This window comes from Pseudomonas sp. FP198 (assembly GCF_030687895.1).
Classification (GTDB): domain Bacteria; phylum Pseudomonadota; class Gammaproteobacteria; order Pseudomonadales; family Pseudomonadaceae; genus Aquipseudomonas.
In genome coordinates this window covers 2688594-2702769 of the sequence record NZ_CP117452.1, presented here as the reverse complement: position 1 = coordinate 2702769, position 14176 = coordinate 2688594, and the positions used below count along the sequence as shown (strand labels likewise).

Genomic DNA, 14176 nt, shown 5'->3' with positions numbered 1-14176 from the left:
TGGTAGCGGGCCATCCGACGCAAGTCGCAAAGACAGGCGCCTTGGGAAGTCTTCCCGGCCAAGGCGGGACTTTTTCCGTATCGGACAACGCTTGCGAGACCGACCCTAGTCAGGCCAAAACCTCACTGGGAAATCCCACCATGACAATAAAAACGCTACCTGCCCTCTCCTCCCTGAGCGCTGCCTTGCTGCTCGCCGGCGGCCTGTCCCTGGGGCCGCAGGCGCACGCCGCCGTCACCTGGGAAGACATCGCCAACGACCACCTGACCACCCAGGATGTGCTGCAGTACGGCATGGGCACCAATGCCCAACGCTGGAGTCCGCTGGCCCAGGTCAACGACAAGAACGTGTTCAAGCTCACCCCGGCCTGGTCCTACTCGTTCGGTGACGAAAAACAGCGCGGCCAGGAATCCCAGGCGATCGTCAGCGACGGCGTGGTGTACGTCACCGGCTCCTACTCTCGGGTATTCGCCCTCGACGCCAGGACGGGCAAGCGCCTGTGGACCTACAACCACCGCCTGCCGGACAACATCCGGCCGTGCTGCGATGTGGTGAACCGTGGCGCGGCCATTTATGGCGACAAGATCTACTTCGGGACCCTGGACGCACGAGTGGTCGCCCTGGACAAGAACACCGGCAAGGTAGTCTGGAACAAGAAGTTCGGCGACCACGCCGGCGGCTACACCATGACCGGCGCCCCGGTGCTGATCAAGGACAAGACCAGCGGCAAGGTCCTGCTGATCCACGGCAGCTCCGGCGACGAGTTCGGTGTCGTCGGGCAACTGTTCGCCCGCGACCCGGACACCGGTGAAGAAGTCTGGATGCGGCCGTTTGTCGAAGGCCACATGGGCCGTCTCAACGGCAAGGACAGCACGCCGACCGGCGACGTCAAGGCGCCCTCCTGGCCTGACGACAAAACCACCGAGACCGGCAAGGTCGAGGCCTGGAGCCACGGTGGCGGCGCGCCTTGGCAGAGCGCCAGTTTCGACCCCGAGACCAACACCATCATCGTCGGCGCGGGCAACCCCGGTCCCTGGAACACCTGGGCGCGCACGGCCAAGGACGGCAACCCGCATGACTACGACAGTCTCTACACTTCGGGCCAGGTGGGAGTCGATCCAAGCACTGGCGAAGTAAAGTGGTTCTACCAGCACACGCCCAACGATGCCTGGGATTTCTCCGGCAACAACGAGCTGGTGCTGTTCGACTACAAGGACAAGGACGGCAAACAGGTGAAAGCCACCGCCCATGCCGACCGCAACGGCTTTTTCTACGTGGTGGACCGCAACAACGGCAAGCTCCAGAACGCTTTCCCCTTCGTCGACAACATCACCTGGGCCAGCCACATCGACCTGAAGACCGGCCGCCCCGTGGAAAACCCCGGCCAGCGTCCGGCCAAGCCGTTGCCAGGCGAAACCAAGGGTAAACCGGTGGAGGTTTCTCCGCCGTTCCTGGGTGGGAAAAACTGGAACCCCATGGCGTACAGCCAGGACACCGGGCTGTTCTATGTGCCAGGCAACCAGTGGAAGGAGGAGTACTGGACCGAGGAGGTCAGCTACAAAAAAGGCTCGGCCTACCTGGGCATGGGTTTTCGCATCAAGCGCATGTATGACGATCACGTCGGCAGTTTGCGGGCGATGAACCCCACCACCGGCAAGGTGGTATGGGAGCACAAGGAGCCGCTGCCGTTGTGGGCCGGTGTGCTCGCGACCAAGGGCAACCTGGTGTTCACCGGCACCGGTGACGGTTTCTTCAAGGCCTTCGATGCCAGATCCGGCAAGGAGCTGTGGAAGTTCCAGACCGGCAGCGGCATCGTCTCCCCGCCCATCACCTGGGAACAGGACGGCGAGCAGTACATCGGCGTGACCGTCGGTTATGGCGGCGCCGTGCCGTTGTGGGGCGGCGACATGGCCGAGCTGACCAAACCGGTGGCCCAGGGCGGGTCGTTCTGGGTGTTCAAGATTCCGAGTTGGGATAAGGCGACGGCGCAGAAATAACCCTGACCCAACCTAAGCCCTGCCCCCACCACAACCCCTGTGGGAGCGAGCTTGCTCGCGATGGCGGTCGCTCAGTCGATATTTATGTTGACTGACACTGCGCTATCGCGAGCAAGCTCGCTCCCACACTTGCCCGAGTGTAGGCCATGAAATCACTGCCCTTGCTGCTTCTGCTCCTTGCCACCGGAGCCAACGCCGACGACACCCCCCTGACCATCAACGGCTGCCTCATCGCCGAATCCAGTCAATGCCCCGGCGCCAACCTGCGGGGCGTCAACCTGGCGAACCAGGACCTGCGCAAGATGAACCTCGCTGGCGCCGACTTGCGCGATGCCGACCTACGTCATGCGCGGCTGGACCTGGCCAACCTTGAAAAGGCGCAGCTCCAGGGCGCCAACCTGAACCGTGCCAGCCTGCAACAGAGCAACCTGCGCCTGGCGGATTTCAGCGGCGCCACGCTCAAGGCAATCCAGGGCTGGGGGCTGTTCGCCCAGGGCGCACAGTTGCAGCGGGCCGACCTCAGCGGTGCCTACCTTCAATTCGCCCGTTTGTCCGGGGCTCGCTTGCACGAGGCCAACCTGCAAGCCGCTGACCTGGAGATGGCCTGGCTGAGCAAGGCCGACCTCAAGGGCGCCGACCTGCGCGATGCCAACCTGCAAGAGGTCAAGCTCGCTGAAAGCAACCTGGAACAGGCCAACCTGAGTGGCTCGCGCCAGCACTACGGGAATTTCCAGGATGCGAATATGCAGGGTTGCATCGGTTGCCCTACAAGTTGGGATCACTGAGCACCGTGGCAGCTTTTCACCCAGCCACCCGGACCACGCCCATATCGATTCCCAGGTGGACCAGTTCGGCATGGGAGCTGACCTGCAGCTTGCTCTTGAGCAGCGTCAGATGGTTGGACACGGTCTTGGCGCTGATGCACAGCTGTTCGGCGATGGTCCGCGCCGGGGTGCCCCTGGCGAGCATGACGAAGATCTCCAGTTCGCGCTGGGTCATCGATTGCAGGCGCGGGTCCGCATCGTGCCGGGTGCTGGCGCAGGCCAGTTGGGTCGCCAGCGCCTGCTCGATATAGGCATGGCCGGCCAGCACCCGGCGCACCGCCTCCACTAATACTTGCGGTGCCGAATTCTTGGTCAGGTAGCCGGACGCGCCGGCGTCCAGCGCCTGGCGCACCAACGGCAGCTCGTCGTGCATGCTGAAAAACAGCACCCGCAGTTGCGGCAAGCGTTGCCGCAGGCGGCGGGTAGTTTCCAGGCCGCTGATGCCCGGCAGGCCGAAGTCCATGATCACCAGGTTCGGCAGCTGTTCCTGCACCTGGCTCAACGCTTCTTCGCCCGAGGCCGCTTCGCGCACCAGCAGCTCCGGCATCAACGCTCGCAACAGGCTGGCGTAACCTTGCCGAACCACAGCGTGATCGTCCACCAACAAGATGTTCATGAAGTCTCCAAGGGGATGTTCAAGGCCAGCGCCCACCCGGCGCCGGGCTGGCTGATGATGCGCAGCTCACCACCAAGGCTGCGGGCCCGTTCGGCCATCGAATGCAGGCCTACACCCGCCCGGGCCGGTTGCCGCGCGCCACGTCCGTTGTCGCGCACCAGCAGGCGCAGGCGGCCGCTGCGGTGCTGCAAGCGAATCCGTACCTGACTGGCGTTGGCGTGCCGGGCGATGTTGGTCAGTGCTTCCTGCAACAGGCGATAGAGGTGGGCCTTGCCAGACGCGGATATCGACGGCGACGCTCCATCGACTCGCAACTGACAGGCGATTCCGTGTCGGTCCTGCCACTGCCTCGCGAGCAGCCCGATGGCCTCGCCCAACGGCAGGTGCTGCAACACCACCGGATACAAGTCGTGCACCAACGCGCGAAAGCCTCTTTGCAGGTGATCACAGTGTTCTTCCAGTTCGTGTGCCGTCTGCTCCAGGGCTGGCGGCTGATGGATAACCAGGCGCAGCAGACAGGCCCGTGCGCGAATACCGGCCACATATTGGCCAAGGTCATCGTGCAGCGTCTGCGCCAGGCGCGTGCGCTCCTGCTCCTGCACGGCCAGCAGTGCCTGAGTCAGCCGGGCGTTGTCCGCGCGGGTCTGGGCCAGGGCGGCGGTCATCCGATTGAAGTGCTCCGCCAACTGCTGGGCTTCCGAAACGCCTGCGGTGCGCAGACTGACCTGCAAGTCCCCGGCGGATACCTGGCGCATTGCGTGGAGCAATTCATCCAGCAAACGCACGCCCCGGCGCACCGCCCAGCGAATCACCAGCAAACTGACGAGGAGTGCCATCAGGCAGACGCCGAACAGTTGCGCCAGGGAATCGAGGATCTCGTCGATTTCATCCCGTGGATCGACAGCGATCCAGGCCCGACGTCCATCCTGCAGGACCGCCATCTGCGCAGCCGGGCCGTCGGCCAACAGTTGGCGACCCAGCCAGGCCTGCAACCCGGGATCCTTCGCCGGGGCACTCTCCCCAGGCGCCAGCCAATGCACCCGCACGTGACGCAGGCTGCCGGTGAGCCGCGATTGAAGGCTGGTCGGGTCTCGCTCGGCGGTTTCGCGCAGGTAATGCACCACCGACTCGGCCGATTGCAGTTCGCGCTGCACATCGGCGGTGGCCTGGTGCAACAGCAGCGTTGCGCAGGCCACGGCGACCAGGGCAAAGAACACCGTGACCCAGAGGTTGATTCGCCACAGGGCGGACATGACTAGCGCCCCGATCCCTGGTCTATACCGCCGCCCTGTGGGAGCGAGCTTGCTCGCGATGACGGCGGCACATCCAACATCAAGGTCGGCTGAACCACCGCTATCGCGAGCAAGCTCGCTCCCACAGGGATAGTCTTGTGTCGATCAACCCCGATCAGGCTCAGGATCAGCAACAACGGCAACAGCAGCGTCTTGAGTATCCGCACGATCCGTTCGCTCCCTGATGAATGACGATATCGCCATCCTAAAACCCCGACGCCCGCGCCGAGCTACTACCTTGGTACTGCCCCGGCGGTACTTTCTGCATATTTCCCCGCAACCCTGGCCTTCCTATGCTGGCGCTACCTGCAATGGAGGATGTCATGCGCCGGCTCGCACGTTTTGCCCTGGTTTATCTGCTGGCTATGACCACCGCTCAGGCCGGCGATGCCGTGGCGTTGCAAGTGCGCATCGGCTACCTGGGTTATCGCCCCGATCCCGGCCCGCTGCTGTCCAATGTGATTGCCGAACCCACCGATGCCGGGCTGCGCGGCGCCGAACTGGCGATTGTCGACAGCAACAGCACCGGACGTTTTCTCCAGCACGACTACCGCCTCGAAAGCGCCAGCGTAGACAGCCCCGAAGCGCTGCTCCAGGCAGCCCGCGCCCAGCATCAACAGGGCCTGCGGCTGTTCGTGGTGAATGCACCCGCTGCCAGCCTGCGCCAGCTCAGCGCCGCCCTGCCCGACAGCTTGCTGTTCAACGCCGGTAGCCCCGACGACAGCCTGCGCACCCGCGACTGCCTGGGCAACGTGCTGCACACCCTGCCTGATCGGGCGACACTCGCCGATGCGCTGATCCAATTCAGCGTTGTGCGTAAATGGCAACGCGCCTTGCTGATCGTCGGCCAGACACCCGCAGACCAGGCCTACGCCGCCGCACTGCGCCGGGCCATGAAGCGTTTCGGCATGAAGATCGTCGCCGAGAAACCCTGGCAGTTCGACAACGACCAGCGCCGCAGTGCCCAGGCCGACATGCCGCTGTTCACCCAGACCGCCGAATACGACGTGGTGCTGGTGGCCGACGAGCGCGGCGATTTTGGCGAGTACGTGCCCTACCAGACGTGGTACCCGCGCCCCGTGGCCGGCACCCAGGGACTGACCCCGACCGGCTGGCACAAGACCGTCGAGACCTACGGCGCGGCGCAACTGCAAAAACGCTTCGAAGCCATGGCCGGGCGCTGGATGAACGACCGCGACTTCGCTGCCTGGATTGCCGTGCGCAGCATTGCCGCCGCAATCAGCAAGCTGCGTCAGGATGAGCCGTTCGCCATCCGCCAACTGGCCCTCGGCGACCAACTGCCGCTCGACGGTTTCAAAGGCCGCAAGCTCAGCTATCGCCCCTGGAACGGCCAATTGCGCCAACCGATTGCGCTGGTCCAGCCGCGCGCTCTGGTCAGTACCTCGCCCCAGGACGGGTTCCTGCACCCCAGCAACGAAATGGACAGCCTGGGCTACGACCGGCCCGAAGTCGGCTGCCGCTACCCCTGATCAATAACAACAACAAGGAAAACGCCATGCGCCGCTCTCTGCTTCACCAGATTCTCGCCTTCGGCGCTGCGTTGATCGCGGCGGGCCCTGCCGTCGCCGCCATCGCCTGGGTCTCCAACGAGAAAGACAACAGCCTGAGCCTGATCGATATGCAGAGCCTGGAAGTCGTCGACACCCTGCCGGTGGGCCAGCGCCCTCGGGGCTTGCTGCTGTCCCATGACAATCGCCTGCTGTACATCTGCGCCAGCGATTCGGACCGCGTCCAGGTGATGGACATTGCCACCCGCAAGATCATCAAGGAGTTGCCCTCCGGCAAGGACCCCGAACAGTTCGCCCTGCACCCCAACGATCGTTGGCTCTATGTCTCCAACGAAGACGATGCCCTGGTCACGGTGATCGACACCGAAACCTCCGAAGTACTCGGCCAGATCGCCGTGGGCGTCGAGCCCGAAGGCATGGCCGTCAGTCCCGATGGCAAGTGGGCGGTCAACACCAGCGAGACCACCAATATGCTGCACTGGATCGACACCAGCACCCAGACATTGGCCGACAACACCCTGGTGGACCAGCGGCCGCGCTTCGTCGAATTCAACCGCGACGGTACGCAGCTCTGGGCCTCGGCCGAGATCGGCGGCACCTTGAGCATTCTCGACGTCGCCACCCGCCAGGTACTCAAGACCCTGACTTTCCAGATCAAGGGCGTGCACCCGGACAAGGTCCAACCGGTCGGCATCAAGCTCAGCGCCGACGGCAAGCTGGCGTTCGTCGCCCTGGGCCCGGCCAACCATGTCGCGGTAATCGACGCGCAAACCTTCGAAGTGCTGGATTACCTGCTGGTGGGTCGACGGGTCTGGCAGTTGGCATTCACCCCGGACCAGCAGCAACTGCTGGCAACCAATGGCGTCAGCGGCGATGTCTCGGTGATCGACGTGCGGAGCCGCAAGGTGCTCAAGTCGGTAAAAGTCGGACGTTATCCGTGGGGCGTGGTGGTGACGCCATGAACGTCTTGGAGGTCAGCGACCTGAGCTTCGCCTACGGCGCGCGCGAAGCCCTGCGCCAGATCGGTTTCAGCCTGCCCGCCGGGCGCTTCGCCGCGCTGCTCGGGCCCAACGGTGCCGGCAAGTCGACGCTGATTGCCTTGCTGACGCGGCTGTACGACGTGCAACGCGGCGAGATCCGGGTCGGCGGCCACTCGTTGCAGGGCGCGCCGCGACAGGCCTTGCGCCAGTTGGGCGTGGTGTTCCAGCAAAGCACCCTGGACCTGGACCTGAGCGTCGAACAGAACCTGCGTTATCACCTCGCGCTGCACGGCATTGCCCGGCGCCAGGCCGACGTCCGGATTGAGCTCGAACTGGCTCGCCAGCATCTGACCGAACGGCGTCACGAGCGGGTGCGCGACCTCAACGGCGGGCATCGGCGCCGGGTGGAAATTGCCCGCGCGCTGCTGCATGAGCCGCGCCTGTTATTGCTCGATGAGCCGAGTGCCGGCCTCGATCCGGCCAGCCGTCAGGCCCTTGGAGAGCATATCCGCCAACTGTGCCGCGAACAGGGCATCAGCGTGCTCTGGACCACGCACCTGCTGGACGAAGTGCAGCCCTTTGACGACTTGCTGATCGTGCATCAGGGACGGCTGGTCGCCAGCGGTCGCGCCGAAAAGGTGAGCCTGGAACATGGCGGCAGCCTCGGCTCGGCCTTCCATCGATTGACCGCCTCGGGAGTGGTCGTATGAATGCGTATTGGCAATGTTTCAGCGGCATCGTGACGCGCGAATGGCTGCGTTTCGTGTTGCAGCGCACGCGGTTGCTCAGCGCCCTGGTGCGGCCGCTGTTGTGGCTGCTGGTGTTCGCCGCGGGCTTCAGGGCCGCCCTGGGCATTGCGATCATCGCGCCCTACGACACCTACATTCCTTATGAGGTGTACATCGTGCCGGGGCTGGCCTGCATGATCCTGTTGTTCAACGGCATGCAGGGCTCACTGTCGATGGTCTATGACCGGGAAATGGGCAGCATGCGCGTACTGCTCACCAGCCCCCTGCCCCGGGCCTTCCTGTTGGCGAGCAAGTTGCTCGCGACTTCGCTGATCTCGCTGTTGCAGGTCTATGCCTTTCTCGCCATCGCCTGGCTGTATGGCGTCCAGCCTCCCGCCACGGGCCTGTTGCTGGCGCTTCCGGCGTTGCTGTTGGTGGCCTTGATGCTCAGTGCCCTCGGCCTGTTGCTGTCCAATGCGATCCGCCAGCTGGAGAACTTCGCCGGGGTGATGAACTTCGTCATCTTCCCGATGTTTTTCCTGTCTTCGGCGCTGTACCCGCTGTGGAAAATGCTCGAGGCCAGTCCGTGGTTGTACTGGCTGTGCGCGGTGAACCCGTTCACCCACGGCGTGGAGCTGGTGCGCTTCGCCCTGTATGGGCAATTCAACCTGCTGGCGATGTCGGTGTGCGTGGCTCTGAGCCTGGTGTTTGCCTTGCTGGCGGTGTGGACGTTCAATCCGCAGCATGCGGCGTTGCGCAAGGCGAATTAAAGCTACCTGGCAAATATCCCTGTGGGAGCGAGCCTGCTCGCGAAGGCGGTGGATCAGACACATCAATGGCGACTGGACCGCCGCTTTCGCGAGCAGGCTCGCTCCCACAATGGATTGGTGTGTACGTCCATAATGTGCAAATTACTACTTTAGTAGCGGTTTTCCTGTCTATGGTCGCATTCACAAGACCTCGACCGTGACATGTAATGGGCGCATAACAAGAAGGATAAAACCTATGCCCCGTTTGCTCGCGATCGTCTTGCTGGGCCTGTCGCTGAATGTCGCGCAGGCCGACACTGCGCTGTTTTCCCCGCAGGGCTTTCGCATCACTCAATACCGCAGCCCGACGCCCGCTTCCGCAGACGGCGCGCAAACCGTCGACACCGAAGCCTTGCAGCGCCTGCTCAGGCAAACGCCCGCGCCCGTGCTGATCGACGTCTACCGCCGGCCCTGGGTCCAGGGCCGGTTCATCGACACCGAACCCCATGCCAACCTGCCCGGCAGCTTGTGGCTGGCCAACACCGGCGACGGCGAACTGGACGCGACCTGGCAGGACTACTTCACGTTTTACCTGCGCAAAGCCACCGCCGGCCAGGCCGATCAACCGCTGGTCTTTTACTGCCGCTCCGATTGCTGGTTGAGCTGGAACGCGGTAAAACGCGCCGCCGCCTTGGGCTATAAACATCTGTATTGGTACCGCGACGGCCTGGATGCCTGGGAGGCGGCCAACCTGCCCCTGCAAGCGGCCCGACCTGAACCCTTGCGCTGAATGGCCGTGAGCCGTGCAACTGCCCCAACACGACAATAACGAGGTGAATGGCCATGTATAAAATCCTGATAGCCGACGATCACCCACTGTTTCGCGAAGCCATCCACAACGTCATCAGCGATGGTTTTGCCGGGAGCGAGGTGATGGAAACCGCTGACCTGGACAGCGCCCTGGCGCTGACCCGCGAACACGATGACCTCGACCTGATCCTGCTCGACCTGAATATGCCCGGCATGCACGGCCTCAATGGCCTGATCAACTTGCGCAACGAGGCGCCGACCATCCCGGTGGTGATCGTGTCCGCCGAGCAGGACAAGCAGATCGTCCTGCAGGCCATCACCTATGGCGCGGTGGGTTTCATCACCAAGTCGTCGCCGCGCGCGCAGATGACCGACGCCATCGAGCAGATCCTCAACGGCAACGTGTACCTGCCGCCAGACATCATCCGCACCCAGAAGAGCCCGACCGGCCGGCGCCTGAACGAGACCCCGGCGTTCCCGCCCGAACTGCTCCAGGCCCTGACCCGCAAGCAATTGCTGGTGCTCGAACGCATGACCAAAGGCGAGTCGAACAAGCAGATCGCCTACACGCTGGACATCGCCGAAACCACGGTCAAGGCCCACGTCTCGGCGATCCTGCGCAAGCTCAACGTGCATAACCGGGTGCAGGCGATTCTCAGCGCGGGGGATATTGATTTCGGGGCTTATCTGCGGCGGTAACTGCTATCCGCACTTCATGGCGAAAGGAGATCAACTGTGGCGAGGGGATTTATCCCCGCTGGGTCGCGAAGCGACCCCATGATTCTTCCTGCTGTACCGAGTTGCCAAGTTTTAGGGCCGCTTCGCAGCCCAGCGGGGATAAATCCCCTCGCCACAACAGCGTTCGACTCACCAAACCTGGGTTTGGCCCAACAAATGACTCATCGCAATCTTCAGCTTCATCGGCCGCACCGGCTTGTGCATCAGCGTGTGCCCGCGCTCGCGGATCTGCTGCTTGAGTTCGTTGCTGTAGTTGGCCGTGATCATCATGGCCGGGATCGGTGAGGTGCGGCAGGCGTTGATCCGGGCCACCGCGTCCATGCCATTCTGATCGTGGTCCAGGTGATAGTCGGCGATCAGCAGATCCGCCTTGGTGCGGTAATCGTCCACCTGGCGTGCCAGGTCCTGTTCCGATAGCGCCGTTACCACGCGGCAGCCCCAACCTTCGAGCAAGGTCCGCATGCCGGCGCAGATTGCCGCGTCGTTATCCAGCACCCAGACCCGCGCGCCGCGCAGGCGTTCGAGCATCGGCTCGCCTCATGTCCAGGCAGGCCAGCGGCTTGGGCGCGGTAGCGCTGAGCGGCACCTCGATGGCGAACACCGAGCCCTGGCCCGGCCAGGAGCGGACCCGGATCGGATGCCCGAGGATCCCGGCGATCTTCTCGACGATCGCCAATCCCAGGCCGAGTCCGCGGTCCTGGTCCGGGCGCTGGACGTCACCACGCTTGAATTCCTGGAAGATTTCCTCCAGCCGATCCTGGGCAATGCCGATGCCGGAATCCCAGACTTCGATCGAGACACGGTTGCCGTGACGCCGGCAACCCAGTACCACCCGCCCGTTGGGGGTGTAGCGAATGGCGTTGCTCAACAGGTTGCGCAGGATCCGCGCCAGCAACTGGATGTCGCTGCGCACCAGCACCGAACAAGGCACGAAGCGCAACGCCAGGCCCTCGCTACGGGCAACCTGAAGGTATTCGGCGGCCAGGGTGTCGAGCAACTCACTGAGGGCGAACGGCGCCACATCGGCCTTGATCACGCCGGCATCCAGCTTGGAAATATCGACCAGGGTGCCCAACAGGTTTTCCACATCCTGCAGCGAATTGCTGACGTTGCGCACCAGTTGCGCGTTCGCCACCGGTTCGCGGCGTTCGAGCAAGGCGCTGGTGAACAGCCGCGCCGCGTTCAACGGTTGCAGCAGGTCATGGCTGACCGCCGCGAGGAATTTGGTTTTCGACAGGTTGGCCCGCTCGGCCTCGCGCTTGGCTTCGCGCAGGCGCAGCTCGACCCGGCTGCGCTCGTCGATCTCGCGTAGCAACTGGTCGTTGAGCGTGGTCAGCTCGACCGTGCGCTCCTGCACGCGCTGCTCCAGGTTCTGGTAGGCCTGATGCAGGGCCTCGGCGGTGCGGCGACGTTCGGTGATGTCGCGGATCAGCACGAAGATGCCCACCACCTCGCCGTTGGCCAGCCGATTGGGCACGTAGGAGCGCAGCATGTAGCGCTCCTGGTTGTTGATGTTGGTCTCGGCGAATTCGAAGGTCACGCTCTCCCCGGCCAACGCTCGGGCCACGTAGGCTTCCAGGCGCTGGTAATGCTGCTCGCTGTGGGCTTCGCGCAGGCTTTGGCCGAGCATCACGCCCCGCGGCCAGCAATACCACTGCTCATAGACCTTGTTGGTGAATTCGTAGACCAGATCGGCGTTGAGGTAGGCGATCAGTGCCGGCACGTGATCTGTGATCAAGCGGATCCAGCGCTCGCTTTCGCTCAGGGCCTCGGCATGCTGGTAGCGCTCGGTAATGTCAGTGAAGGTATTGACGTAGCCGCCGGTCGGCAGCGGATGAGTCCGGATCTCCAGGACCCGGCCATCGGACAGGCGCTGTTCGCACTCCTGGATCAACCGCCCATTGCCGTCGCGACTGGCCGGCGTCAGCAGTTGCAATTCACTGTCGGCGATCACCTCGTTGAATGGTCGATGAGCCGCCACCGGTGCCAGGCCGCTGAGCTCCAGGAAGCGCCGGTTCCACAATTCCAGCACGCCCTGGGCATTGACCATCGCTACGCCCTGGGACAGGTTGTCCACCGCGCGCTGCAACAGGTGGGATTTCTGCGCGATGGCTTGCTCACGGCGTACGGTTTCGCTGAGTTTGACGTCAGTGATATCGGTAAACAGAAACACCCGTCCGCCTTCCTGGGTCGGCCGTTCGCTGACCTGCAGCCAGCGGCCGTTCTGCAATCTGTACAGCACCGGCTCATCGGGCTGGCCGCGGGTTTCTTCGCTGAACAGGCCATTGGCGGTCATCAGGCGCTTGACCTCGCCAAGGCGCATCCCCGCGATGATCCGCACCCGGCTGTGGGCCCAGAACGCCTTGAAACGGCTGTTGAAGAGGACGATGCGTTGCTGTTCGTCGAACAGCACGAACGCATCGGAAATGCTCTCGATCGCATCGATCAGATGGCGATGGGCGGTTTCCGCTCGCAGCCGGGCTTCGCCCAGCAGATGGTTGCCGGCCTTGAGCTCGGCCATCGCCTGGTTCAAGGCGTCGGTGCGCTCGCGGACCTGTTCGGCCAGCACCACCGAATGCTGGAACGCTGCGTACGGGTCGCTGCCTCGGGTCACGCCGGATTCGACCCGCTCGATCAGCGCCGCGTTGATGCGCCGCAGCTTGTGGTTGTCGTGTTGCAGCGCGGCGATCTGTGCCTGCAGTTCAGCGATGACCGGGGACGCGCTGACGGGCAATGGCAACTCCGGTGAAGGTCTGGTTGATGTGCATGCCATTGAATTGTTCTCCATAGGTGTTGAACCCCATCACCCGTTGTTCGCGCAGGAACTGGCCGATCTGCTCCAGGCCAGCGCTGTCTTCCAGCTCAAGGCGCCTGAGGAAGCAGTCGCAGCCGATGGTCAGCAACAAGTCACCAAGGCGCTCCTGCAAGCCGTCAAACAGCGCGTGCAGGTTTTGCAACAGAGGCCCCGGGCGCATGGCCGTGAGCACGATGCCGTTCTCTACGGCGCAATAAAAACTCAGGCTCAGGTCCGAGTGGACCTGCTGGATCGCCCGCACGTAGTACTGATCGTTGATGCGCACGGCCAGTGGATGGGCGGCAAAGATCCGGTAATCCAGCGCGCTGACCGGCACACCGATATGCCGGGCGTATTCTTCGGCGGCGGGTTCGGCATTGAGCTCGTAGACCCGTCGCGAGGCGCTGTCGGCGCCGGTCACCACCAGCTTCTCCTGGCGAGGCAGGATGTGATGGGTGGTGAACACCTCGAACTCCAGCCAGGTATTGATCAGCACCACCACGGCAGCGCCGCTGTGGAACTGGCCTTCGAAGTAGACGTGGGTGTGGGTCAGGTAATTGTCATCGCCGGCCGAGCCACCGAAATGCGGGATGTCGCCCAAGGCTGCGCTCAACGCGGCCAGCACCATTTCCTCGCGACTGGACAGGCCGTCGAGCAAGGTCAGGGCAAAACTGTGGCCCTTGATCGGCGCCAGAACGTTGCTGCGACAGCCTCCGGCCAGGCGCTCGACCATCTGCTGGGCGTCGATCAGGCTGAAGTGCTCCATCTCGCCGATCAGCTCGGCGGCAATGGAGAAGTGCCGATGATCGAACCCCACCGCCGTCACGCAGTTACGACCGTAGCCCTGCGGGGTGATTTCCCCGGCGCTGGTGCAGCCGACCAGGCGAATCCCGCCGAAACTGCGTGACAACGCCTGGCCCAGGGCCGGCAAGTTGTATTCGGCGGAACAGAAAAACAGCACGAAACCCAGGTATGGGTGCAACAGCTGTCGCGCCAGTTCCTGGGCCACTTGCTCGACGTCCGTTGCCTGGGACATGGCGCTGACCACACCTTCGCTCTGGGCCTGCTGCATCTGCGCCTCCGACGGTGCGTGATAGAGCCCTGAGTGTACGAACCCGC

Annotated in this window: 11 protein-coding genes and 1 pseudogene; 8 read left to right on the top strand and 4 right to left on the bottom strand. The window is 63.6% G+C overall.

Annotated features, from left to right (window positions below; translation table 11 throughout):
• Nucleotides 1-140: 140 nt before the first annotated feature.
• Together exaA and PSH78_RS12440 are read left to right on the top strand one after the other, a co-directional pair.
• Entirely contained in the window at nt 141-1997 is a 1857-nt protein-coding gene (gene exaA / locus PSH78_RS12445) for a quinoprotein ethanol dehydrogenase (RefSeq protein WP_305500855.1), read from the top strand.
• Nucleotides 1998-2143: 146 nt separating this feature from the next.
• On the top strand, nt 2144-2782 hold the full coding sequence (locus PSH78_RS12440; protein ID WP_305500854.1) for a pentapeptide repeat-containing protein: 639 nt from the start codon (nt 2144-2146) through the stop codon (nt 2780-2782).
• A gap of 16 nt (nt 2783-2798) precedes the next feature.
• On the opposite strand, the gene PSH78_RS12435 is transcribed toward PSH78_RS12440, so the two are convergent.
• Both PSH78_RS12435 and PSH78_RS12430 read right to left on the bottom strand, forming a co-directional pair.
• Nucleotides 2799-3437, bottom strand: a complete 639-nt coding sequence (locus PSH78_RS12435; protein WP_305500853.1) for a response regulator transcription factor — start codon at nt 3435-3437, stop codon at nt 2799-2801.
• Complete coding sequence (locus PSH78_RS12430) at nt 3434-4690, bottom strand: sensor histidine kinase (RefSeq protein WP_305500852.1); 1257 nt, start codon at nt 4688-4690, stop codon at nt 3434-3436. The genes PSH78_RS12435 and PSH78_RS12430 overlap by 4 nt, the downstream gene beginning before the upstream one ends.
• A 362-nt stretch (nt 4691-5052) precedes the next feature.
• Between PSH78_RS12430 and PSH78_RS12425 the strand changes: the two genes are divergently transcribed.
• The 6 genes from PSH78_RS12425 to PSH78_RS12400 all read left to right on the top strand — a co-directional run bounded on the left by PSH78_RS12425 (nt 5053) and on the right by PSH78_RS12400 (nt 10224).
• Complete coding sequence (locus tag PSH78_RS12425) at nt 5053-6219, top strand: ABC transporter substrate-binding protein (protein WP_305500849.1); 1167 nt, start codon at nt 5053-5055, stop codon at nt 6217-6219.
• Between the two features lie 26 nt (nt 6220-6245).
• Nucleotides 6246-7220 carry a YVTN family beta-propeller repeat protein gene (locus tag PSH78_RS12420; protein WP_305500848.1) on the top strand — a complete coding sequence of 325 codons (975 nt, stop codon included), beginning with the start codon at nt 6246-6248 and terminating at the stop codon, nt 7218-7220.
• Nucleotides 7217-7948 (top strand): ABC transporter ATP-binding protein, encoded by a 732-nt coding sequence (locus tag PSH78_RS12415; protein ID WP_305500846.1) that lies wholly within the window; start codon nt 7217-7219, stop codon nt 7946-7948. The genes PSH78_RS12420 and PSH78_RS12415 overlap by 4 nt, the downstream gene beginning before the upstream one ends.
• Entirely contained in the window at nt 7945-8736 is a 792-nt protein-coding gene (locus PSH78_RS12410) for an ABC transporter permease (RefSeq protein ID WP_305500845.1), read from the top strand. Before PSH78_RS12415 ends, PSH78_RS12410 begins: the two co-directional genes overlap by 4 nt.
• Nucleotides 8737-8971: 235 nt before the next feature.
• Nucleotides 8972-9505, top strand: a complete 534-nt coding sequence (locus PSH78_RS12405; protein WP_305500843.1) for a PQQ-dependent catabolism-associated CXXCW motif protein — start codon at nt 8972-8974, stop codon at nt 9503-9505.
• A 53-nt stretch (nt 9506-9558) separates the two neighbouring features.
• On the top strand, nt 9559-10224 hold the full coding sequence (locus PSH78_RS12400; protein ID WP_305500841.1) for a response regulator transcription factor: 666 nt from the start codon (nt 9559-9561) through the stop codon (nt 10222-10224).
• A 168-nt stretch (nt 10225-10392) separates the two neighbouring features.
• Here PSH78_RS12400 and nahK read toward each other — a convergent pair.
• A pseudogene (gene nahK / locus PSH78_RS12395) lies at nt 10393-13036 on the bottom strand (hybrid sensor histidine kinase/response regulator NahK/ErcS').
• The gene (nosP, locus tag PSH78_RS12390) at nt 12966-14129 is read right to left on the bottom strand and encodes a nitric oxide-sensing protein NosP (protein WP_305500839.1); all 1164 of its coding nucleotides are present in this window, start codon (nt 14127-14129) and stop codon (nt 12966-12968) included. The pseudogene nahK and the gene nosP overlap by 71 nt, the downstream one beginning before the upstream one ends.
• Between the last annotated feature and the right edge of the window lie 47 nt (nt 14130-14176).

What these genes read in the sequence shown, in the direction of transcription:
- PSH78_RS12430 (WP_305500852.1), bottom strand. Translation starts at nt 4,690, where the DNA reads ATGTCCGCCCTGTGGCGAATCAACCTCTGGGTCACGGTGTTCTTTGCC.
- PSH78_RS12435 (WP_305500853.1), bottom strand. Translation starts at nt 3,437, where the DNA reads ATGAACATCTTGTTGGTGGACGATCACGCTGTGGTTCGGCAAGGTTAC.
- PSH78_RS12420 (WP_305500848.1), top strand. Translation starts at nt 6,246, where the DNA reads ATGCGCCGCTCTCTGCTTCACCAGATTCTCGCCTTCGGCGCTGCGTTG.
- PSH78_RS12415 (WP_305500846.1), top strand. Translation starts at nt 7,217, where the DNA reads ATGAACGTCTTGGAGGTCAGCGACCTGAGCTTCGCCTACGGCGCGCGC.
- nosP (WP_305500839.1), bottom strand. Translation starts at nt 14,129, where the DNA reads ATGCAGCAGGCCCAGAGCGAAGGTGTGGTCAGCGCCATGTCCCAGGCA.
- PSH78_RS12400 (WP_305500841.1), top strand. Translation starts at nt 9,559, where the DNA reads ATGTATAAAATCCTGATAGCCGACGATCACCCACTGTTTCGCGAAGCC.
- PSH78_RS12425 (WP_305500849.1), top strand. Translation starts at nt 5,053, where the DNA reads ATGCGCCGGCTCGCACGTTTTGCCCTGGTTTATCTGCTGGCTATGACC.
- exaA (WP_305500855.1), top strand. Translation starts at nt 141, where the DNA reads ATGACAATAAAAACGCTACCTGCCCTCTCCTCCCTGAGCGCTGCCTTG.
- PSH78_RS12405 (WP_305500843.1), top strand. Translation starts at nt 8,972, where the DNA reads ATGCCCCGTTTGCTCGCGATCGTCTTGCTGGGCCTGTCGCTGAATGTC.
- PSH78_RS12440 (WP_305500854.1), top strand. Translation starts at nt 2,144, where the DNA reads ATGAAATCACTGCCCTTGCTGCTTCTGCTCCTTGCCACCGGAGCCAAC.
- PSH78_RS12410 (WP_305500845.1), top strand. Translation starts at nt 7,945, where the DNA reads ATGAATGCGTATTGGCAATGTTTCAGCGGCATCGTGACGCGCGAATGG.